This is a genomic window from Bacillus kalamii (assembly GCF_047238185.1).
GTDB lineage: Bacteria > Bacillota > Bacilli > Bacillales > DSM-1321 > Bacillus_AD.
In genome coordinates this window covers 25,342-48,804 of the sequence record NZ_JBDFMI010000002.1, presented here as the reverse complement: position 1 = coordinate 48,804, position 23,463 = coordinate 25,342, and the positions used below count along the sequence as shown (strand labels likewise).

Here is a 23,463-nt window from a genome sequence, read left to right as displayed (position 1 = left end):
AATTTTTACCTATATTACCTATTTATTGAATAGTCCTTTTAGTGATATTTTCTTACGTTTATCCAAAACAAGGAAGTCCTTTGGTACTATTTTCGCTAAAACACTTTTCAATTCTTCCTCAAACCATTCATTATAATCCTCAAAATCATAAAGGAGTTTTCTTTTAAACAGTGCTTCAACAATATCTGGATATGGAATATATGATAACTTGCCCAATGGTTTTTTTGTTTGTATTACATTCCATAATTTTACATCTATTTGAGTGTTATATTTCATAGTTACAAACTGGTAATCTATGGAATCTTTGTTTTTTTCAAAAAAATCAATCGTCATTTTTTCTCTAAATGACGTATCTCCATCATATACATACTGTGACCAATCCATTTTAATAGGATCTGGTTCAATACAAACAAAAATTTCATTAGCTAAATAAAGAAATTTTTGAACTTCAGGATCTAACCATCTATCCGATATATCAAAGATTAAAATATTAGCCGGAATCGAATGAGATAATACCAGTAAATTCTCATATGAAAAAGATTGTAATGGTGGTTTCCTTGAATCAATCACATGCCAATGTACTTTATTTTGATAATAACTATTTTTTACAGATCGTGCTATTCCTTCCTGTTGGATCTCTCTAGCAACATCATAATACGGATTATCTTTTATATGAATCTGCAGATAATCAAACATATAAGGCTTTATAAGAGGATGTTCAATATAAGCTACTTCTAACCCTCTTTGACCAATCATTCTTGCTAAATTTGTTGCTAGCAAAGTTGAACCAGCTCCCTTAAATAATGAACCCACAACTATAACCTTAGATGGAATGGATCTATATTGAGTGCGAATGATTTCTTTTTCGATAATCTTTGATTCCCTGGCTTCCTCTAACTCCTTTTTAGGACTATCATAGTAGATTGGCTCAGAGTCATTAGCATCTTCCACCTGTAAAACTACTTCTTTTTCTGGCAAACCGTACTTAGCATTAATTAATGAAGTAATGGCCTTAATATCATTTTCAATAACAAGATATTCACAATGAAACCTATCCAGTAAAAGCAATAAACCTTCTGAATCCTCTAACTGACGATCAACAATATACAAATCTGCTTTAAAAAACTCAATTGCATCCTCAAGATCCTTTATGGTTGTAGCATTTTTTTCTCTAAATTCAACATCAGAAAACCTTGTTTTACGCACTACAAGCTTAGTAACAAATTGATACGCCATATCAGACCTGACAGATAAAACCACCTTCATACTATGATTCCTCCCCACTGCCCTTTAATAATTCCGTAACATCCATCTTATTTAAAAATTTTGCGAATAATTGATTATATAATTCTTCTTTCAATTCTGTTGGCATTTCACTAACAATCTTACTAGCATCGAGACTAAACTTATCATCTTCGTCTAACAAAGACTTATTTTCCTGAAAAACAGCTTTAACAAAGACAGCCTGTGTTTGATATACATCCCCATCAAAAAGATATGTATACTTTTTTACAATAGAATCGAATGTTCTAATTGCTGCTTCTAAATCACTTGATAAAGCATTTTCTAACATCTTTTTCAGAACTTCGTTCACAATAACAGAATCACTCATTATTCCCGGCCCCTTCATTTTCAGGCAACTTTTTATTATCCATAAATAACAGAATACTTGTCATATCAGAACTAACCTCAAATTGTAACTGAAACTGCTGCCGTTGCTCTGAATCTAGATATTTACTAGATTTTAGTTTTCCTTCTACCTGTAAGAGTGTCCCTTTTTTACAATAGTCATTAATCAACTGCGCTCGTTTCCCCCAGGCAACACAAGGAATATAATCTGCACCAGACCTATCTTCCACTATTAATGCAAAATTACAAACAGCCTTTGAATCAGCCAAAAATCTAATATCTGGATCTTTCGCTAACCGTCCACAAAGAAGAATCCTTTGAAATGTCTTATTAAAACTCTTAAATTGTTCCCCCATCCAAAAACCCCCTTGAATTTTTTTATAATTATAACATTTTATGTTATTTTTTTAAACGAAATTATGTTGAATAAAAAAACAATATAACTATAATCTGGGTAGCAGCTAAAAACATGAGACAAGGATACTATAGATATGTAATGGCACACTGGCTCATTAAATTATTAGTGGATGAAGTATAAAATTTTCTCTAGAATTCACTAATTTTACTGTGTCGAATTCCTCTAATAAAGCCACTATTTCATTCGATGGGATCAATATGTCATGTAATGATAAGAACGCTAATAATCCAGTCTCATTACCATTTCTACGCTTTAAAAGGATAGTATGCTTCCACAGCATCGACTTTGTTGAAAGCATTGAACAAGCATTTCTCCCCTGTCCCTTAACCTGTTTTATTAGGATTTTGCTCTTTTTAATGACTTCTTTAAAAGTTGAAACGGCCATATTAAACATTTCAGAAAGTTGAGTTAAACTGCCTGTAATAAACGGTTTTTCTGGGGATATTAGTTTTTTGATTGTCAGCAGAATATCTTCTTCCCGTTCATGATAATGGGACCGTATACGGTCCTTACGGTCCTTTTTAAACTTATACCAACATTGCACAGTATTTTCTAAATTAATATCATTTTTACCCCATGCATTTAATAATCCCTCAATATATCTCTTGTTTGGTCCTTTATAACGGCCGGAATAAGCAGATTTTAAAGTTCTTTCAAATTCACGCTTACTCAATGGAGCATCTAAATTAGAATTAAACTGGTCCAATTCATTGTATGCTGTTTCATACTCAACATCACTTGCGTAATTTGCAAGTGCAAGCGTTAACAAAGCATTGTTTCTACTCGCATTATAATTCCCACTTTGAATAGACGGATTGCAAATAATTTCCCTATACCATTTTTTATGTCCAGGCTGCAATGATGTTCCTGCAGGAGAAATAAAATAGATCCTATTACCCTTTTCTTTGTCACTGAATTTAACAGACCAATCTATTAATCTTTTGGTATTAATAGCCGTATCATTAAAAAAAAGGATATTATCGTTAGTTGGTATTCTAAAAAAACCAAAAGGATTACAATTGGCATCTATCGGAATAGAAAAACTGAGCGCTGCAACAATATTCTGTGCAATCCGTTCTGCTACTCTAAGTGATTTAAAATTATCTCTCTTATGGATAAAAAAAGGTGTTTCCAACACAAAAAATGCTTGATAACCTCTTGGTGTTTTTAATAGCACATTTGGACGAGGAAGCGCTTGTTCATCACAAGCTAAAAAAATATCATAAGGATGTACATTTTCAGAATCAATATCTATGCCAAATACACCAATTTCTTTCAAGTTGTCTTTCGTATGCCCTTTTATTATCCTCTTACTAAAGTCATAGTAAGTACCTCCCCTGAATACATTAGGAGTCCAATGAGACAAGGAATTATACTGTGAATTTAGTGTTTCATATGATGTAATAATATGCCCTCTTCCCATAAGTAAATCCTTTTTGCTATGGGAAACAAAGACAACTCCTTTATGATATTTGGAAATATCCTGCTGATTTCTATAACGAATTTGCTTTTGTATTGGAGCCTTACTATTAATAGGCTTATATTTTACAAGTTGCCCTTGAGTTATAAATGTTAATATATCTGGAATATGAATTGGTTTAGTCATAGCGTTCCCTTCCTGCAGAACAAAAAAGTGCTGATCTGCTCAATTATTTGGGGAATTGAACAAACTCAACACTAAACCAATTTTATATTCATAAAAGAGGAGCATAAAATACAAAAAATACCAATTAAAATCTATAGTATTATACCCTAAAAGACTTTACAATATTTTCAGCTCTATGTTAAAATGAACATATAAATTATGATTTAGCGAAAAACCGGTCGCATGGTTTGAGTTCGCTAGAATTCCCAAAAAGTCTGATGCTCTAACATCGGGCTTTTTATTTTTCCTTTTTTTTAAAGGAGAAATATATGGTACTATTTATCTATAAAATTAGCGTTTTTTTCTAATTTCCACTAAAGTTTTGGTAATAATTACACACAATAATTATCTTTATATTACATCAAACGACAGAATCTATCAAGATTACATTTTCCATTTAGTAATAATTTCACTAATTAAATGGACATTTGACGTTTGTTACCAAAGATAAAAGGCTACCTATGGCAGCCTTTTATTTTTTATCTCTCTATGTTTAATTCTCTTTCCCTTTCAGAGTTTTCCTTCTTATTTGAATGTACAATCGCTTCCTGTAAGCCTTTATAAGAAGGTATATACTTATTTTTCTCAGCAAATTCATTAAGTTGATCTACATCTCTTATCGCTGGATTTTTTAGTAAAGCCCATCCAACTGCAGCACCCCCTGGACCAACTATTGAAATATCAGCATTGCTGTGATGTGACAAGTAATCACCAACCGTAGAATTAATCTGTGATTCCACTACTGAAACAATTCTAATCATTTCATCTTTCAACTGTAGATTTTCTCTTTCAGCGTTAAAGAAACTTTTTTGGTGTAAGGATTGGCCAATGGATGCCCTTAATTTAAAGTGTTCTGCATCTGCTTTCTTCTCGAAACCTTTAGAAATAATATCTTTACCAGCCGTACTTTGGACTACATAGGGACCATTCCGGATTTTCCTAACTGTATATTGATCCGGAATACGGTTATACTCTGAAATTTCCTCAATCTTATCCAAATTTTTTTCAACATTTAGAACAGCAAGTTTGCCATTTTTAGATAAATCAGATAGTGGTTCAATAAGATTTCTATTTGTTCTCAAGTAATAGTTGTCCTGCTTTTCGCTATATTCCAGTTTTCCAGAAAGGATAATACCGTTGTCCTTATTGATTAACTGTAATTGGGTAACTTCCTTAGTAGATGGATCAAATGCTTTTTCTGGTACTTTCCAGTGTGAAGTAAGAACTGCCTTTGCTTCTTCATAATCTTTTGACTGTTCAGTATAGAATGACTTGATTTTTTCCTTCTGTAATAATTCAATTTCGTCAATTATAAAATTTGCATTCTTTTGTATCTCACCTAATGCTTGTTTCGCTAATTTTATATCTGCAGCCCATGTAGCGATATATCCTGTAGAAATATCACTTGTATCTAAGCCAAAATATTTATTGACCACAAATGCAACACTTTCAGCCTGAGCTTCCTTATGACCTCTCGGAAGATTATGCATCTCTGACTGTTTATTATGTAATTGTGCATGAGCATATTCGTGAACAAGCACCCGAAACTTTTGAGTATCATTTTGATTCACATTCGTACTAATGACGATTTCATTAGTTGATGGAACATAATAGCCCCCACTTCCATCTGTTGTTGCTTCATCAATGACCATGCCCTTTGATTCTGTTAAAAAGGCTTTATAATCATGATATAACTTGCTCATATATTCATCTTCGGCCATATTTCGGTTAGTAAAATCCCTTACAGATGGTATCTCTTTCCCTTCTGTTTGATTGATATCGAATACAGAAACAGTAAGGTATCCAGTAATGACCTTTTTCTCTTCAGTTATAACCTTTCCGTCTTTTCCCTGAACGGGCGACTTTGAGATTGGATCAATTTTCTCCATTTCCATCTTTTTGATAGATGGTGCAAGGATTTTTATAGATTTTTGACCTTTAGTTACATGACGCCCTAATTTTTGCCAGTCTTTGTATCCCATAACCATAGTTGATTCTGGATTTTGTGTCATAATCAGAATAGTATTATTCAAAGAATAGTTTTTGGTGTTGGCCATTACATTTAATAGGTCTTTAAAACGGTCAGATTCAAAGATATTTTTCAGGGAGTTTTCTAAGGTTTTATTTACATCATCCACTGTTAATTTTTTTGCTGCAGGCGCTGCCATAGATTATTCCACCCCTTTAATAAATACTTTCTCAAACATCTGCTTATTTCCCAAATAGACAGGAATAAAGCCGACATTAACATATTCTTCAATTCTTTCTCCAAGATAAACAATCTCTTCATGTGTAAGATGATTTTCTTCTTTTTTCATAAAAATAGGCATCTCTGATCCCGTAATTTCATATTTTTCTAACAACATTCCGTTCACTCCTTTTATTGTTCCAATTGGAATTCTTGTTTTGGCTGTTCCTTCATTTTTTCATGTGATTTTTCAAATTGTTCATTTAGAAAATGTACTGCAGCTTGTGCCATTTCTTTCTTCCCATCGAATAGGAAGGGTTTTTGGTTAATGGTTTGCTTAATTGAATCAATAGTTTGTTCCACTTGTGATAACCGATTTTTAACATCAAGTGTTTGCTCAGATTTCTTTAAACTTTTATGGATACTTGATAATGAAACCATATTATAGGGTTTGCCTTCTGGTGAATTAACATATTCACTGATTGTCTGCAATGCTGAATCTTTCCAGTATTGTTCAACCAAAGGAGCATAATGTTTAGCCAATTCAACCATTTGAAATACATCTATTGCTCCTTTACAATTGGTAGCTGGCAATATCAATGATTGTGCCTTAGAATTATCTATAGCAGCTCCTTTAGTCAGCTCCGGGGTTTGTTCAAGGGTATTCTTTAATTCCTTGTTTAGTTCCTTTATAGCGCTATCTATAGCTTGATTACTCAAACTTTGCAAACGATCAACCGAAGTTAAATTTCTCGAAAATGCATTAAATGGATCTTCTGCTAAGTATGATTGAATACTCTGTAAGTTGCTAAGTCTTTCTTCAATCTTTTCTGCAGGATGACTGATTTGCTCTTTCAAGACAAATGTGATCGCTTCTTTTTGCGTTATAGAGGACTTTATAGTTTGAAATTCTTCTTCAAAGCCCTTTTTAAAAGGATGTTCCCTGTTAGCTGACAAGACAACCTTTTCACTTGCAGTCAAAGTGTTGAAATTCTTCGGATCATGTAAATACTCTTTCAAATGCCAGGTATGGCGCATCATTTCCAAATTTTCTTGTTTAGCTGATTGTATGGCTTTATTTAATTCAATGCTGTGATCCATCGCAATATGGGTTACATGTGAAATATGCCGCATTTCATCTACAAATAGTTCAATATCACGATAATTTAGATCGTCAGCAAATTCTGGGATATTTAAAATATTATCCATTTCCGTTGTATATAAATGTATTGCTTCAACAATCTCAGTTTGTTGATTTAGAAGCTCCTGACAAGGTTTAGAAACTGCAACTAACCCTTTTTGAGTCGATATTAAATCGTGGCTATCCATTGCCATTTCAAAATTTTTCTCTATCTCAATTGATGTTCCAATTGGCTTATTTATGAGATTTATTGCTTTATCCTGTAATTCAGTAATCTCATTTTCTATTGATAAAACTGATATATCTTTATTTAAAACCAACCTTTCAAATTCCGAAGGCTCCTTAATTACATCAAACAACTTCTCATTTTTAGGGATCAATTGTTTTCCTTCTGCATTTTGATATGTAATTTGATACAGTTCTCCTTCATTATGAAAAGAAAGTGTATATTCCCTATCATTATTGAAAGATGCGCTCAATATAGATGCTTTATCACTATCTAAAGAAAATTCATCAGTGACAGTCTCTATTAATCCTAAAAATTCCTTCTCCTTTTCCATTCAAAAACCCCCTCATTTAAAATATAATTGTCAAAATGGCATTTCATCTTCATAGTTAATATCAGAATTTTCCGTAATATAAGTCGGCAATTCATCTTCCTCGCTTATTTCACTAACATCGAGAAAACTGAGCATTTCTTTTTCTTGTTGGATCTCCATAAGCAGTTTCTCTGATTTTTCTATTTTGGGTTTAACTTGTGAAATAGCTCTCAATAAATCTAACTCTTCGGGATCACTTTCAAATTCAGTATTGTTCTCTTGTTTATCCTGGATAACCTCTTGTTCATTTATATTTAATTCTTTTTCATTCTCTATCACCTCTTGTATTTTGATAGGTGACTTTATCTTTTCTTTTTTCTCTATAGTTTCAATGAAATTACTAATTAAATCATTAATCGCCTTGTCTTTATCCTCCTTATGAGTTTGAGTCGCAGTAACAGAAATTTGTCCATTTTGACCATCACTTGTTACTGGAACAGGGATAGGCACAGGGTTTTTAACTGGTTTTTCAGAAAGTTCAACCATTAGTGGTTTAAGATTAAAATGTTGTATGAATTTTTCGCGATTTTCTGGGTAACAGTAAACGAATTTCTTCCTTCCATTTTGAACAGTCTCTTTTGTAAGGAATTCTCTATATAAAAGCGATTGATACGCTTTATCCAGCATCAGAACATTTCCAGTCATAAAGACAATACATTTCTCGGCCGGCATCTTTAATAATTCGTCTTGTGACACTAACGGCTTCTTGATTAAAGTTTCATTTGTACTCCTAGAAGCAGAACTTTTCGCACTAAACATTCCACCCGAATTAGAAGTACCAGAGGTCTTATATCTAATAGTTGTATTTCCGGCCAATGCTTCAAAGTATTTGGCTGTCTCAGTGTCTTTTGTACGAAGAAATAAATGTGAATCATGGTTATTCATAATAGTTCTAGAAAGCTCTTTTGAATAGACTTGTTCTAGTTGAGCTAAATCTTGAATTATAGTCATCATGCTCAACTGATAACCCCTACATGTAGAAAGAGTATTATCATAGCCATTTAGCTTACCTAAGTTTGCAAATTCATCTAACAAAAATACGGTAGGAATTTTAAGAACCGATCCATTTTCGTCACCAATTTGATATAAGACAGAAATTAATTGGTCAAAAAATGTTGCTGTTAAGGCTGGAACTGGATTATCTTTAACAGGGACTTTAACATATAGTATAGATTTCTGCTCTTGGAATTCATGAAAATTAAAATCACTTGTCGCAGTAAGCTTTTGTACATCTGATAGAGAAAATACACTTGTCTGCTGTGCAAAAGAAGAAAGAATGGATGTTCTTGTATTACCAGTAGATACCGATGCATCTTTCAAATATTGATACGCAGGATGTTCATCGCCAATTTCAATACATAGATCCTTCAAAAATCTTTCATCACTGGATACTTCATTGAACAAACCTTTTACGTCCTTAGAGATATTGGCATTTGGTTTTATCGACTTAGCATAAATAATTAAACCCGTAAGTAAATCTTTTGCAGTGTTAAAGAAAAAATCTTGCTTAACATCCTTCCCAGAGTTCAGAGAAATTGTCTGTGCAATTTTTGTAGCCTGAATATCGTTATTAACATAATCTAAAGGATTATATCGGTCTCCTTTTAAATTAAGAAAATCTATTTGAAAAACCTTATATCCTTGATCCCTTTTTATATCTGCAGTAAGATTAAACAATTCACCTTTAGGATCAGTAACAATAATTGTATCGTTTTTGTGATTAATAATATTCGGAATTACAAATGATTGGCCTTTGGCCGATCCCGATGAACCAACAACACAAACGTTTCTATTATCCAGTGCTGAATCTGGTGGAATGATTAATAATTCTTTTCCTTCTCTGCCTAAAATAATGCCCTCGCTGGCTTCAAGTGTCTTGATATAGTTTTTAGAACTGAAATTACTATCTTTCTTATCAGCTACATACTTTTGCTCTCTCAGAGTTGGCAGATCACTAAATACAGCGTTCCCATGCGCCCCATGATCACTAGCATCTTCATAGCCCTTATTTTTGTTTCCTGTCCCTTTTACCAATAGGACAAACGCACCAATAAAAACAGCAATAGTCAATCCTTGAACTTGCAAGTCTCCATTAATAAGATATTGGATTGTACCTTGAAAATCCATTTCGGTTTTAGTGAGATTTTGTTTTAGGAACAAGGCCCGTAATGCTCCGGCTGCCGCATAAGCAAGTACAATACTCACTAACAATACAATTAAAGTATCTACTAATTTATTCTTTTTTTTCTTTTTAGATTGCACAATAACACCCCTTTACCTCAATAATTCTCCTTTAGAATAAGTACCTCCCTTGCCTTTATTTTTAGCCCTTTTTCGTTTCTTTTCTAAATCATCATATTTATTTTCATTCTCTTTTGCTTGGTCGATAAGATCCGACAATAAACCACCTGCAGAACCTTTCACACTCGATTGTTGAGCAAAATTGAATTCTTTGTTCATTTTTCCTTCAAATTCTCTGTCCTGGCGTTTTTCTCTCAACTTCCAATCTATTTCACTTAAATCCGCATGCAATGAGTCAACTTCTTTGTCCTCAATAAACTTTTCTAATAATTTCACTTTGATCCGGTCTGGCAATTGCTCTAATATGCTTCTTTGCTCAATTCCATACAGTGAAATCAATGAGTTTAAGACCTTGTTTTTAACCTCTTCATACTGTTTCTCATTATGCTGATTTTCGCCTTTTGTGATTAAATAACTAATTGCTTTATTGTAGACTTCTTCTTGCTTTTCGACTTTCTCCGAAAGAATATCTTTATTCAGTTTAACCAAATTCAGATAGTCTCGTTCTTGTTCATTTAATAATTTAGGGATTTTAAAATGCACTGCAGAATGAGTTTTATATGATTCAATTAAAGAACAAATGTCTTTTCTAAAATCTTGCTCTTCTTGAGTGACAAAATCAGGATAAGCTGATAACACATCAATCTCTTGCAGCACTTTCCTTTCATTTTTAAATAATTGGACGTGTTCATTCATAATGTCCAGGAGTTCATCTGATTTTATATTCGTGATATTTTCATATTGAGGATATAAAAATACAAATTCTTGTTTTAAAATATCAGTTTGAATTTCATGAGCAATGATAGATTTTTCTAATGCATCTTTGAATTGTGAAACTTGTTTTGTAAGATCTGTATATCCATCCTTTACAACAGATAATTTTCCAGTAAATCGTTCATCAAAATTCTCATTAACAAAACCATACCTAACAATATTTTCGGATGATTTTTGTCTATAGTCATTTACGACATTTAACGCTTTTTCTTCACGTTGTAAGGCTCTATAAGTTTTATCTAATTTCCGTTTCCAAAAATTTAAGCTGTCATAAACTTTTTTAGTCGTTTGGAAGTCAACATAATCAACTTTTCCTCTAGTTTCTACAAATTGAATTGCACTAAATTGTTCTTTTGAAAACTTAATGTTTTGACGAATTTTATCAAATTGTTCTACTTTTTCATGGTTTAGATCAACACTGATTTTCTCTAACTGTGCAATTTCCTTTTCCAGCTTTTTAATTTCATTATTAGCAAGCTCAATTTCACGATTAACTCTACCAAAGTAGGTTACTGGATGATATTCTTTACCTTCCTTTTTTGCTTCCAATTCTGCTTGCTTTTCAACATAATATTCACTTCTAGATAATCTTTGTTTAGGTTGAATATCTAGTCCTTGTTCTGCATATGTCTTATGTGAAACCGATGCATCAATACCTTTTCTTATATAAAATTCATTTATCTTAATGGATAAATTCTTTCTCCATCTAGATAAGTTTTCTTTACTATTCCAACCAGTTAAATCTATATTTTTTGTCTTCTGTTTCCCCTGATCGTTTAATAACGCTTTCCCTTTTTCATCAGTAAGATATACTTTCTTACTTTTGGTTTTCCACCATGTACCATCTTCGTTGAAAGGACGTAATGTAAGCAGAATATGTGCGTGAGGATTATGGTCCTTATCTCTATGTATATTTACGTCTGCAACCATACCCATTTCAACAAAATTCTCTTGTACATACTCTCTAACTAAATCACGTTGCATTTCCCAGTCCATTTCAACTGGTAAAGCAATTACCACCTCTCTTAATACTTGTGCATTAAATTGTTTCTCGACTTTCTCAACTTCATTCCATAATCTTTCCCGATCATAAACCCATTCAGGAGCATGTGTAGGAGCAATAATAAACGATTCTGGCGGTACGGTTCTTACCTTATAACGCTTTAAAGAATCATCCCTTTCGGAATATAAGGAATCATTACTAACATAAGCTGCTTTTGCAACTGCAGACTGAGTTTTTTTTGAAACGTACTGTGCATGCATATAATACAAACTCATGTATTGATCCTCCTTATTTTTAAAAGCCCCTGCGGGTCTAATGCGTAGCATTATTTATTCGAGCATGTGCGAGAACCCATTAGCACACTTTCAGGGTGCATAAATGGGCACTCGTTCCACTCCTGATACTATTATACTACTTGTTAATTCTTTCCTCAATATGTATAATTTATAAAAAGGAGGATTTATATGGCAAGAAAAAATAATCAACAAAAAATAAATGAGATCGAAGAACAAATAAAACAACTTCTTGAAAAAAAGAAACAAATGGAACAAAATTTACAACTTTCAATCGGAAAAAAAATAATAACTTCATGGAATTGTACGGATGAACAAATACTTCTATCAGTTATCGAAGAATTGACAGATGAAGCAATAATACGAATTAAAAATAAAACTCCATTGAGTTCATAATGTAATTGTTTTTAATACTTAAAAAACAATAATTCTAAAGGCGGGAATATCTTGTCAGGAAAACCAATCGAAAAAAATCGTAATCCGACAAAAGAACAAAAGCAAACTCAGCGTCTACAAGTTCAAGTTCATGTTGATTCTGATTATTATTTTTTACCCTATCTTCTTTTTTTTATTGGTCTGGGAGTATGTATATATTTCTTGATCAAACATTTTAAATAATGGTTTTTATGTAAAAGGGACTGATGAAATGAATCATGAGTTCGACAATATGGATTCTATTGAAAAAAAAATAACAAAGCTCAAAAGTCAAAAACACCAATTGCAGCAACAAGTGAAATATCAAACTCAATCTACTTATAGAAAAGAACGAGCCAGGCGTTTGATCGAAACTGGTGCACTTGCTGAGAAATATTTCAATCTTGATAATCTAACAATTGCAGATCGAGAAGAATTGTTCAAAATGTTTAGTCCTTTTGTAACGGCTAATAAGCCTAAAAAATTCAAAGACAAACAAAAAAATGATGCCGACTAAAATTCAATCGGCATCATTTTTTATCTTTCCATATCTTGCTCAGGTTCATTCTCAGAAGTATTTTCTGTTTCCTTTTCATTTTCGTTTTTAGAAGTTACTTGTTCCTTAGATTGAAGCTGACTTTCAATATCATTTTTCAATTTATTTGTAGTCAATTCCTCAATTACTTTGTTTGCTGTGTATTGCTTCTGTTTTTCCCTGTTTTCTAAATTATTCAATTCACTGAGTTGATCCAGTGCATTTGGATTACTCATATTAACACCAAGCTTTATCGCTGAGATTATATCGCTTGATTCTTTTGTTAGTTGTTTTAATTCATTCGCCTTTTCTAATACATTTTCATTTACTATATGGCTTAACATTGCCATTGATTCAACTGGATTATCATGAAATGTCTTTGCTATATTTTTTACTTCTTCCGGCACATCACTTTTTAATATTTCTCCCATTGCTTCTTTGAAATTTTTGATCTTTTCATCTGGCTGCTTTTCTATGTTTTGATTGGCCATTTCCCCTACTTTTAAAACCTTCGCTTGTTCTTCTTTATTTCTTTCATAGTATTTCATTAAACGCTTTAGAACTTCAAATATCGCTTCTAAAAAGTCATCTTTTGTTGTGTCTTGATTATGCAAAATTGACCACTCTCCAATTCTATTTTTAAAATATTATAGCACTAAGGAATAGAAAATATGGATTTTATTTCTAATAAAAGAATTTATTTCTACCATATTATATAAATATTTAATAACCATTAATTTAATAGAATATACATACAAAATAACAATATTTTTCATACTTTCTACTAATTTAATTGAAACAATCGACATTTAGCTACGATATTGATATAAATAAAATATAAAAAAAATATAATTTTTATATTTATATAGTCATTTGTCGAAATGTAATATTTAAAAAATACAAAATAACTATTTTATTTGTTGTTTTTTAAAACAAATTTGTGTATAATAAAAATAACAAGTAATTAAAAAACTTTTGAGGTGAAATAAATGGGAAAATTAATCGGATCTGACATTGGGAATGCAAAAACGGAATTAGCTTATTTTGATGAAAAAGAAAATATAGTTCTTGTTAAACAACCAAGTGTTGTTAGTCCACTTTTACAAAAACCTTCTGGCAATGATCTTCGAGTTGAACAAATCATGGCCAACCTATACGACAACTTAGCTATACATATATCAAGCGCTGCTATTAAGGAAGATGGGTTGTATTTCATTGGTAAAAAGGCTTTATCAAACCCTGAAAACATAAACAATATGGATGTTTTATTAGGTGGTAAATCTAAGCATGATATTCCAGTCATTATGACTTTAGGATTAGTTGCTGCTCAGGCAGTTGAGGAAGCATATGAAAATGAAAAGGTTTTACCTACAAACCTTGAAAAATCTATTTCATTAGGCACTGCGATACCGTCAAGTGAATATGAAGCAGGCCCTGCTGATTTCTTACAGAATCGCTTCTTGAACAAGAATGATAATGGAGAGTCTATTGCACATACAGTTATTCTTTATATTGCTACTCAACAAGTAACTGTTCAAATTAAGGTGGAAGATTGCAAGGTAACGGAAGAAGGGAAAACAGCTATGTTGGCATTCCGGAATAGTCCTAAAGATATTCTTGATGAATACAACAACGACTATGATAAAAAAATGACGCCAGAAGATTTTAAAGATGCCTATGCTCTACATATTGATATTGGGGATGGGACTAGTGAGTTAATAGTAACTAGAGGATTTAATCCAGTACCAAATGGTAGCTCAGGTCTTAAAGTAGGAGTTGGTCACGCTACTGAACATGCTATTTCTCTTTATAACGAGTTATTAGGTGGAAATGCAAGTGAATTGACAAGACAGCATTTTATGGAACAACTTAAAAGTAATAATAAGAAAGCCGTAGTAGCCAAAAAACAACTAGAAAAAGCCAAACACATTCAAACTAACAAAATAGTAGACAACGTAAAAAAAGCTTTCAGATTAAACACATCTTCCGGGGCCGATTTCTTCTTTGTACATGGTGGTGGTTCAATCGTCTTTAAAAACTTACTTAAAGATGAACTTTTAAAATTTGCAGAAGAGGTTATGGGCGAAGTAGTTTGGATACCAGAAAAATACGCAACTGATCTCAATGCTAAAGGTACTTTATTACTTGCAAAAGCATTATTTGATAACGAAAAAATAGAAAGTAATTAAGCAATATAAAATAAAATAGGGAAACATTGTTTCCCTATTTCTTTTGTTAAGGAGGAATAACTTATGGCAAAAGCAAGCGAAGTGATTAATATCAACTACAAAAACAGAAAAGATTCCCAAAAAGAAAAAATAAAAAATTGGCTGGCTGCTCAGTCAAATGCGACTCAATCAATTTTGTCTTTAATAGAACATTCCATAGACCGTTATGGATATACCGATGTTGAGGATCATGAAGTTAGAAGAAAAATGTATTTAGAAATTGTTACATTTAACTCTTCGGGATCTCCTACAGTTCCACATCAAATGGAAACAGTAGCAACAGCTAACTCAACCAATCAATCAAGTGATATGGACAATGGGATAGTGAAAGAAAAAATAGAAGAAGAACAAAAACAGGATATAATAGTTTCAGAACAAAAAAATAATGAACCAGCACCTACTCAAGAAGATTCGCAAGGAAAATCTAAATTAAAACTAGATGGCACTACTCTCAGCGACTACTAATTTGATAAAAGAATAATGTCAAAATTCCTGCTACATGTGCTATCATGAATATAAATAAAAAACCCACCAACTATTTATTCTCTATCAGATTAGGCCCTGAAAGAATAGATAGAACAGGCGGGGGTTTTTAAGTATTTGATTAATGATAGTTTAACAAGAAATCATTAAGAATACAATATAAACCCCCAACTTTATACCACCGGGTAGAAGTGGAGGTAAGGATATGACAGATACACAGCCAAGTTCACCTTTGATCTATTATCGAGTTGTAAAAGAAGATACTAAACTCGAAAAAAATAGATTTGTTAAACAAAAAGACGGTGAATACAAAGAATTTACGTATTTAGACAGCGTTAGAAACAGAGTTTATTTTAAAGAAGAAGATGTATTAAGTTTTAATTTGGATGGTCATGGAGAATATCTACATTTTGAAGATAGTCATTTTACCATCGTACATAACTATTTGATTCATTTTTGGCAACCATTTATTAAGTCACAGGGACTCTCCCTTTTTGTTACTCTGAAAAGCTATTGTTATGGCAAAGATTATTGTTATCCTGCCCTGGCTACATTAGAAGCTCATACAGGCTTTACCAAGAACACGTTAAAATCATGGCTTTCTAAACTTGAAGAGTATGGATTTATTTTTCGCTTTAATCGTGTGGCTGCTGCTGCAGATAAAGAAAACGGCAAAAATAAAAAGATGGATGATGCACCACTATTTAAGGTTCGCAGAAAGGTTCCTTTTTTGCCAAAGGAACTATATAATCAATTGCCGGATAAATTACAAAATGCTCATGATAAATTTATGAAAGATTATATGTCTGGTTATGATCCTGACAATCTTGCAAATAGAATTAATTATCATCAAATATATGACGAATTCATTGAATCTGGAAAGTTAGTAGAATCTAAAAGATCAATAAAACGTGTTTCTGCAACTAATGATTCCATTAAAGAGACAATGACAAATGAAGATGAATTTATTACTAAAGCAATAAAAGAATACATGGAAATTAAGCTTTCCAAGCCTTCTTTTGAAACATGGTTTAAAGATACTTTATTTAAACTTAGAGAAGATGTTCTCTCAGCATATTGTTTAAATCAATTTACTGCAGATTGGATTAATAATAGGTATAAAGATTTATTGCATGAATCCTTAGTTCATTTAGATATAAAAATACTAGACATTAAAATCATTAATATAGGAAATGAGTAAACCTTTGAATTATTATATTCAGAGGTTTTTTTATTATTATTTAAAAGATTTTCTTAAAGATATATATTCTTTCCTATCAATTTTTGACACCTCCCTCTATCAAAAATTGATACCCCTATTTATCGCCTATCAAAAACTGATACCCCGGTCTGTCAATTTTTGATACCCCTATTTATCCCCTAAATTACAATTTCCTTGTGCATAAATTCGCCTGTCAAAAACTGATACCCCTGGCCTGTCAAAAACTGATACTTTGCCTGTCAAAAATTGATACCCCTCGCCTATCAAGAATTGATACCCTACACTTGCTTAATACTATTATTCTTTAATAATGGTATTCCAACCAGTTCTTACTTCTATTTACAAATTTTAGTTGTCATTTATCTACAGGAATACTATAATAATTTTGAAGCCTATATAGGCTTTTTATCATGGTTAGAAAGGAGGAAATATTCATGTATGGTTTAAAGAATCTTGTATTAGGTGAAGCTGCAGCAGCCAATCCATTTGATAAAATCAAAACTTTACTTAATACTTTACAATCAAATATCACAAACACTTTTATTACAATTTTTATTATTGGTATTATCATTTGTGCTGCTATGGCTTGGAGAGGAAGCGAAGAAAATGCTCCACGTTTCCAAAAAGGATTGATGATGTGTATTGCTGGCCTTGTAATCTTTGTATTGGGACCAATCATCGTTACTTGGGTAAAATCACTACTCGCTTAATCTATAAGCCTTTGCGAATGAGGTGAGGAAATGCTTTCTCGTAATATTGCTTACGAGCGAAAGGAACAATTAAGAAATGAATTGAAAGTAGAACTTCCTGTACCGATTGATACAAAGAGATACTTAATAGGTAAAGTGGCCTTTATTGATTTGGCGTATTATGTGCCATTTCTATTGTTTTCAATTTTGGCCACTATCTTTTTATATCTAGGTGGAATGCTTGGCAAGGTCACACTTACGATAGCTTTTGCACCTACCATCGCCATTGTGGTGTTCCAGTCAATTAAACACCCGGTCCGGAAGGAAATAACACTGCTACAATACAGTGTTTTATGGAAATACAAATATAAAAAAAGAGTAAAAGAGTTTTTCTATAAAAAAGGAGAACTTCAAATGAGTGAGAAAAACGATGCTCGAAGAAAAATCGGGATAAAAACGACATATGCCGATTGTTATGAAACAAATGACAATCACTTTGTAAGAGTCTTTGAGGTTTCCAGTGTAAACTTGTCTTTAGCCAATCGTCCTGAAAAAAGGTCGGCCCTTGATGCATTTAAGGTATTCATGAATACCACAAATTTTCTTAAAGATATACAATTTTCTCAGATTGCGCAGCCTATTAATCTATCTCGACATATCCAAGTTACTGAAAGCAAAACAAAAAATGAGCAAAACACTACCAAAAGATTGTTGAATCGTAGTTATTCGAAATTTGTAGAAAATATCCAAAAGTCTACAGATTTAGTAACAAGGAAAAGATATGTCATTTTGCGTGTGAAAATTGGTAACGATAGAGATCGGGCTTTAGACGACATTGATCAAAAATCAAAGTTATTAATCTCAAAATTAGAAAGTATGGTTTTAGATTATACAACATTGCGTATTAACCAACTGAATAATGAACAATTATCAAAATTAATTTACACATGTATTGATTATGATAATGCTGTAGCAATCGGTAGTTATATTGGTGATCGGGCATCTAATAGATCTAATGTAACGGTAGGCGAAGAATCAGCACAACAATTAATAGATACATTGCAAAGACAATTGAAAGAAAACATTTCATAGGAGGTGGATATATGGGCTTTTTGAACATGTGGCCTTTCGCTAAGAAAAAGAATGAGGAAGACGATTTTGAACAGACGATTGGCGAATATGATCAATATCTACTGACTGCTTTATCACCAAGTTATATAAAAGAAGAAGTCAATTATGTACAGCTTGGTTCTAATTTTACTCGTACATTGGTAGTGGTCGATTTTGCTACAGTATTATCCCAGGAAGATATTCAAGAATTAAGCGAACTAAGCAGTAACGTTAGTATTACGTATCATTTTGAACGGAAAAATTCTGGTGTTATTCGGCAACAGTTAGGACAGGCCATCAAACAAGGTAAGAAAAAAGTTGTTGATGCGAATTTGGACGAAGCAAGTAAAGTAGATGCTCAAGTTCAGATGGATAGCGCTGGCATGGTTATTAGAGAGCTTGCTAGTGGAAGTGACGTAATGTATGACGTTCATATGCTAGTTCATTTGAATGCTCCATCTCTTAAAGAACTGGACCGTTTGACTCAAATTGTAAAATCTCAAATTGGACCAATCGGTACAGCACATAATCCTGATATGAGGGCTTTTGATGCCTTTGAATCTTTTCTACCACTCGGCAAAAATAAAATACCGGAATTGACTTCACGCATGATGAATTCAGAAGCTGTCTCTTATTTTTTCCCGTTTCACGAAAATGAAATGTTCGATGAAGATGGTGTCTTTGTTGGTATTAACGGAAAAACAAAGAATGTTATTTTAGTGGATGATAGCCAGTTATTAAACAAACATAAGTTTTACATCGGCATATCCGGTGTTGGTAAAAGTACATCCATGTTTGCTGATATGGCAAAAAAATGGGGTGCTGGTACAAGGATAGCTGTAAATGATCCAAAAGGTGAATTCGGAGAAAAATTCAAGAATATGGGTGGAGAATGGATTCGATTTTCTATGACTGGTGGAAGCAGATTGAATATGTTTGATCTACCTAGAGGGAAATATCAAGTAGAAACTGATGAATATATCAATTCCGAAAATCCTATTTATGATAAGATTCCTTCTTTAGTTATTACTTTTAAACTTATGTATCCTGATATGAATGATCTTGAAGAAAACATTATTAATGAATTGATTGAAGAAACCTATACCATCAAAGGCATTACAAAAGAGACCAAGTTCTCAAATTTAAAATACGAGGATTATCCTACATTATCGGACTTTAACAAAGTTATTGATAATTTAAAGGCTGATAACTTGAATCGCTATCAATATATTGAAAAATTTCATATGGGAATTCAAGTATACATTACTGGCAGCTATTCTGAATTATTTAATGGACATACAAATGTAAACGTCTATAACGATCTAGTTACTTATGACACACTAGCTTTCCAGCAAAACGAGAAAATTCAAAGAATCATATACTACTTAATTATGTCACATATGACTTATACAGTTATTAATGGTGACGGGAAGGATACCCAGCTCTATTTTGACGAGTGTCACGTTATTGCAGATCCCAAAATCCCACTGGCCATGCAGCAATTATATTTTATGTTAAAAGTGTTGCGGTCCTTTAATGTAGGTGTATCTACAGCAACACAGTCTATCAAAGACTTTTTATCTGCTGTAGATGGGCATAGAAATTACGGTGAAGCAGTTATAAATCAATCCGTACAAAGAATGTACCTACCGATGCAAGAATCAGAAATTGCCTTTTTAGAAAGCAATTTATCTCATACATTCTCCGAAAAAGAAAAGTCTATTCTTACAGTTCGAGAAGGAAATAAAAAAGAACAGGCTGGAAAAGGAATCTTGTTTGTTGGCTCTAAAAAAGTCCAATGTAATGTGAAGTTAACCGATGTGGAAGCTGCTATATGGTTTGATAATAAAAAAATTGATGAAATTCCAGTTGCTTAATAATTTGAGGTGTTAGCATGAATGATCGAATAAAGGGTGCTGGAATTGGACTGTTATTAAAAAATCCTGTAGTGCTATTTTTTATTTTAATAGTAGCACTACTGGTTTTTCTCATAGTGGGTGCTGCAATGGTAGCGTTTATGGGAAGTGGCTCAAAAAGTGAAGGCTCTGGCGCTGTATCTTGTAGTTCTTCTGGTTTAAATAGAGAGTCCTTTGAAAAAACGCTGAATAGCGCTGGCGCTTTTGCTGGATATGCCGATGCATTTATAGAAGCAGGCGAAAAACATCAAGTAGATCCTGTTTTATTAGCTGCTATTGCTTTTAGTGAAACTGGCAGAGGAACTTCTAATGCAGTTAATAATAAAAACAATCCTGGGGGAATTATGGACCCAGCTACTAATTGGCAAACTGTGAGAGTGTTTGCTTCTTTAGAGGAAGGTATAGACTATATGGCTGGCAATTTGTATAGGTTATACATTTCTAAAGGTCTGGTGACTATTGATCAGATTGGTAACAAATATGCACCTATTGGAGCTGAAAATGATCCCAATAACCTTAATGCTAATTGGATACCTACTGTAACATCAATAACTGCAGAATTAGGTGGTCTAACAATGAACTGTACGGTTGCAGGACTTGATGGAGATATGGTTTTACCTACTCCTACCATTAATAAGACAAGTAATTTCGGCTGGCGTGTAGATCCATTTGACGGTTCTCAAGAATTCCATAAAGGGCAGGATTTAGCTTGTAATAAAGGTGACACTATAAAGGCAGCAATGACCGGAGAAGTTGCTTATGCTATACCGGATGGGTACGGTAGTGGCTATGGTCATCATGTGGTTTTAAAACATGGGGATAAATATACCTTGTATGGTCATATGGAAGATGTGTTGGTAAGAGTGGGGGAACAAGTCCAAGCAGGCCAACAAGTCGGTACATGTGGGGAAACCGGGGCCGCAAAAGGAACCCATTTGCACTTTGAAATTCAACTCGGAAGGCCGTATGGAGAACGAATAGATCCACTCCCTTATTTAGAAGGAGCGAAAAAAATTGAATAATAAGAACTGGCTTTTACTTTTAGTAAGCATAATAGCGTTAGTTCTTTTGATTGTCTCAGTCCGATTGCACTCTAAACAATCGGACTTAGAAGGTCAAATTGAACATTGGAAAGGTATTGCCCAATCTGAGAAAGAAATTCCTTCAATCAATAAAAAAGCAGAAAAATTTATCCAGGCTATTCATAACGGCAAGCCATCGAGTTTTTTTATAAAGAAGCTAAAAGATCAATATAAAAAAGCACTTGAAAACACAGGTAAATTAGAAAGTGCAGATATTAAAAATGATCAAGAAATTAAAATACTCAGTATATCAACAGAAAAATTATCAGCGAATGAAGCTCATTCAGTCGTACTATATAAAGTCATGTATAAAAGCCCATTAGATAATGAAGAACATGGGACCATAGATCAACATGTACTCTTTTTATCTACAGATATTAATTGGATAAAAGAAAAAGAAGAGACTACTTATAAAGTTAATTCCTATCAGTTATATCAGATCCACGACAATATGGATGATTATTTAAACTCTCAGCTCTCTAAAAAGGAGCCAAATAAATGATTAACAATATAATATCCAATCTGTTTTCACTACAAGAGAAACTGTTAAAAAAAAGAGATAGCATAGCGAATAAAAAAGTTGAAATATTTAGAGAAAATTTTATAAGCAAGCATAATGTAGAGCCAAAAAAAGAAATGCTATATAAAGTCAAAAAGGACTATGTAATGCTGTTAGGATTAGTTTTTTATATACCCTTTGTTATAGCGTTTTTTTTCGTGTATTTGCTTATAACGGGAGTGTTTTAATATGAAAAAATGGCTTGCCAGTTTTATGATTTTTTTATTTGCAATCTTGTCTATAGCTTCTCCTGTCTTTGCGGAAAAAGGAGATTTTTATAAAAAACATGAATCGGATTTTGAAGATAAAGGATTTTCAAAATCTCAGATAAAGTTTATTAAGGCATTCGATAGTGAAACAAACTCCTTTGATTGTGGATTTACGGATCTATCTTGCCATATTAACGCCTTTCAATACGAGCCTGTCATTGGTATTACAAATGTTATTGCCGAAGGAACAAAGTTATTAGTCTTAGAACCGGATCTCATAGTAAAAGATGAAAAATTCCAGCAATATAAAAAAGCTTTATCCAGCTTATCTTATACAATGCTAACAATATTTTTATTGTGGCAGATTATGGCTGCAGTGGCAAAAAGACTCGGTTCACCGGATGATTTACCAGAAACATATAATGACAAATTATTAAAAACTATTGTATGTACTATATTTTTAGCATTGTATACACCAATATTTGATTACATATTGAATATACAAAATTTAGCTGTATCAAGCTTATTAGATGCCGGATTAAGTAAAGATGATCTTTTAATGATGATTTTTGTGAATTCACCAAACTATTCCATTGCATTTACTTTAGTCATTGGGCTGGTCAATATCGTTTTTTTAATTGCTCTAGTGTATCGGTTTTGCTTATTCGGATTCCTGTATGTAGTCGGTCCAATTGCGATCCCAACGGGTGTAAATGAGGAATATGATTACTTTTCTTTATGGCTACGATTGATTATTAACAACGTTGTCACATTGTTCTGTCAATCGCTAATGTTTATGTTGGGGATGGCTGCTCTAACCGGACAGCTCGGTTTTGTGCAATCATTACCAAGAATCTCAACTCCAATAGTAGGATTTTTCTTATCATTGGTATTCCTATTCCTTGCTTTAGTTATTCCATCTATGCTAGGCGGTCTGGGAGCATCTACAGGTACTGGTAGATCAATGGGTAAAGTCGTTCGCTATTTGGCTTATAAAAAATAAAGAGTAATCGAGGAAGTGTAAA

General features: G+C 32.7%; 21 protein-coding genes. 11 read left to right on the top strand and 10 right to left on the bottom strand.

From position 1 onward, the window contains the following. Nucleotides 1-18 precede the first annotated feature (18 nt). The 9 genes from ABC357_RS16720 to ABC357_RS16680 all read right to left on the bottom strand — a co-directional run bounded on the left by ABC357_RS16720 (nucleotide 19) and on the right by ABC357_RS16680 (nucleotide 11,973). Nucleotides 19-1,266: a hypothetical protein gene (locus tag ABC357_RS16720; RefSeq protein ID WP_412888750.1), complete on the bottom strand. Its 1,248-nt coding sequence runs from the start codon at nucleotides 1,264-1,266 to the stop codon at nucleotides 19-21. Nucleotide 1,267: 1 nt separating this feature from the next. Beyond that, entirely contained in the window at nucleotides 1,268-1,612 is a 345-nt protein-coding gene (locus ABC357_RS16715) for a hypothetical protein (protein ID WP_412888749.1), read from the bottom strand. Further along, nucleotides 1,605-1,985, bottom strand: a complete 381-nt coding sequence (locus tag ABC357_RS16710; RefSeq protein ID WP_412888748.1) for a single-stranded DNA-binding protein — start codon at nucleotides 1,983-1,985, stop codon at nucleotides 1,605-1,607. The genes ABC357_RS16715 and ABC357_RS16710 overlap by 8 nt, the downstream gene beginning before the upstream one ends. Before the next feature lie 156 nt (nucleotides 1,986-2,141). Next, nucleotides 2,142-3,653 carry a primase C-terminal domain-containing protein gene (locus ABC357_RS16705; RefSeq protein WP_412888747.1) on the bottom strand — a complete coding sequence of 504 codons (1,512 nt, stop codon included), beginning with the start codon at nucleotides 3,651-3,653 and terminating at the stop codon, nucleotides 2,142-2,144. Nucleotides 3,654-4,171: 518 nt separating this feature from the next. After that, a complete protein-coding gene (locus tag ABC357_RS16700; RefSeq protein WP_412888746.1) occupies nucleotides 4,172-5,860 on the bottom strand; it encodes an ArdC family protein in 1,689 nt (562 codons plus the stop codon). A 3-nt stretch (nucleotides 5,861-5,863) separates the two neighbouring features. Next, the gene (locus ABC357_RS16695; protein ID WP_412888745.1) at nucleotides 5,864-6,058 is read right to left on the bottom strand and encodes a hypothetical protein; all 195 of its coding nucleotides are present in this window, start codon (nucleotides 6,056-6,058) and stop codon (nucleotides 5,864-5,866) included. Nucleotides 6,059-6,072: 14 nt separating this feature from the next. Further along, complete coding sequence (locus tag ABC357_RS16690) at nucleotides 6,073-7,581, bottom strand: hypothetical protein (protein WP_412888744.1); 1,509 nt, start codon at nucleotides 7,579-7,581, stop codon at nucleotides 6,073-6,075. Between the two features lie 30 nt (nucleotides 7,582-7,611). Then, on the bottom strand, nucleotides 7,612-9,882 hold the full coding sequence (locus tag ABC357_RS16685; protein WP_412888743.1) for a VirD4-like conjugal transfer protein, CD1115 family: 2,271 nt from the start codon (nucleotides 9,880-9,882) through the stop codon (nucleotides 7,612-7,614). Between the two features lie 12 nt (nucleotides 9,883-9,894). Further along, nucleotides 9,895-11,973 carry a MobA/MobL family protein gene (locus ABC357_RS16680; RefSeq protein WP_412888742.1) on the bottom strand — a complete coding sequence of 693 codons (2,079 nt, stop codon included), beginning with the start codon at nucleotides 11,971-11,973 and terminating at the stop codon, nucleotides 9,895-9,897. A gap of 189 nt (nucleotides 11,974-12,162) precedes the next feature. Here ABC357_RS16680 and ABC357_RS16675 point away from each other — a divergent pair, with 189 nt between their 5' ends. After that, a complete protein-coding gene (locus tag ABC357_RS16675) occupies nucleotides 12,163-12,387 on the top strand; it encodes a hypothetical protein (protein WP_412888741.1) in 225 nt (74 codons plus the stop codon). A gap of 271 nt (nucleotides 12,388-12,658) precedes the next feature. Continuing rightward, entirely contained in the window at nucleotides 12,659-12,922 is a 264-nt protein-coding gene (locus ABC357_RS16670; RefSeq protein WP_412888740.1) for a hypothetical protein, read from the top strand. A 20-nt stretch (nucleotides 12,923-12,942) separates the two neighbouring features. Here the strand turns inward: ABC357_RS16670 and ABC357_RS16665 are convergent, their stop codons facing one another. Beyond that, nucleotides 12,943-13,554 (bottom strand): hypothetical protein, encoded by a 612-nt coding sequence (locus ABC357_RS16665; RefSeq protein ID WP_412888739.1) that lies wholly within the window; start codon nucleotides 13,552-13,554, stop codon nucleotides 12,943-12,945. A 375-nt stretch (nucleotides 13,555-13,929) separates the two neighbouring features. Between ABC357_RS16665 and ABC357_RS16660 the strand changes: the two genes are divergently transcribed. The 9 genes from ABC357_RS16660 to ABC357_RS16620 all read left to right on the top strand — a co-directional run bounded on the left by ABC357_RS16660 (nucleotide 13,930) and on the right by ABC357_RS16620 (nucleotide 23,441). Further along, nucleotides 13,930-15,129 (top strand): hypothetical protein, encoded by a 1,200-nt coding sequence (locus ABC357_RS16660; RefSeq protein WP_412888738.1) that lies wholly within the window; start codon nucleotides 13,930-13,932, stop codon nucleotides 15,127-15,129. Between the two features lie 63 nt (nucleotides 15,130-15,192). Next, the gene (locus ABC357_RS16655) at nucleotides 15,193-15,633 is read left to right on the top strand and encodes a hypothetical protein (RefSeq protein ID WP_412888737.1); all 441 of its coding nucleotides are present in this window, start codon (nucleotides 15,193-15,195) and stop codon (nucleotides 15,631-15,633) included. A gap of 223 nt (nucleotides 15,634-15,856) precedes the next feature. Continuing rightward, nucleotides 15,857-16,852 (top strand): helix-turn-helix domain-containing protein, encoded by a 996-nt coding sequence (locus ABC357_RS16650; RefSeq protein WP_412888736.1) that lies wholly within the window; start codon nucleotides 15,857-15,859, stop codon nucleotides 16,850-16,852. A 455-nt stretch (nucleotides 16,853-17,307) separates the two neighbouring features. Then, on the top strand, nucleotides 17,308-17,583 hold the full coding sequence (locus ABC357_RS16645; protein ID WP_412888735.1) for a TrbC/VirB2 family protein: 276 nt from the start codon (nucleotides 17,308-17,310) through the stop codon (nucleotides 17,581-17,583). A 30-nt stretch (nucleotides 17,584-17,613) separates the two neighbouring features. Continuing rightward, nucleotides 17,614-18,654 (top strand): TraC-like domain-containing protein, encoded by a 1,041-nt coding sequence (locus tag ABC357_RS16640; RefSeq protein ID WP_412888734.1) that lies wholly within the window; start codon nucleotides 17,614-17,616, stop codon nucleotides 18,652-18,654. 11 nt (nucleotides 18,655-18,665) lie between these two features. After that, nucleotides 18,666-20,549, top strand: a complete 1,884-nt coding sequence (locus ABC357_RS16635) for a VirB4 family type IV secretion system protein (RefSeq protein ID WP_412888733.1) — start codon at nucleotides 18,666-18,668, stop codon at nucleotides 20,547-20,549. Between the two features lie 17 nt (nucleotides 20,550-20,566). Continuing rightward, the gene (locus ABC357_RS16630; protein WP_412888732.1) at nucleotides 20,567-21,610 is read left to right on the top strand and encodes a peptidoglycan DD-metalloendopeptidase family protein; all 1,044 of its coding nucleotides are present in this window, start codon (nucleotides 20,567-20,569) and stop codon (nucleotides 21,608-21,610) included. Next, the gene (locus ABC357_RS16625) at nucleotides 21,603-22,172 is read left to right on the top strand and encodes a hypothetical protein (protein WP_412888731.1); all 570 of its coding nucleotides are present in this window, start codon (nucleotides 21,603-21,605) and stop codon (nucleotides 22,170-22,172) included. Before ABC357_RS16630 ends, ABC357_RS16625 begins: the two co-directional genes overlap by 8 nt. A 246-nt stretch (nucleotides 22,173-22,418) precedes the next feature. Further along, complete coding sequence (locus ABC357_RS16620; protein WP_412888730.1) at nucleotides 22,419-23,441, top strand: hypothetical protein; 1,023 nt, start codon at nucleotides 22,419-22,421, stop codon at nucleotides 23,439-23,441. Nucleotides 23,442-23,463: the final 22 nt, after the last annotated feature.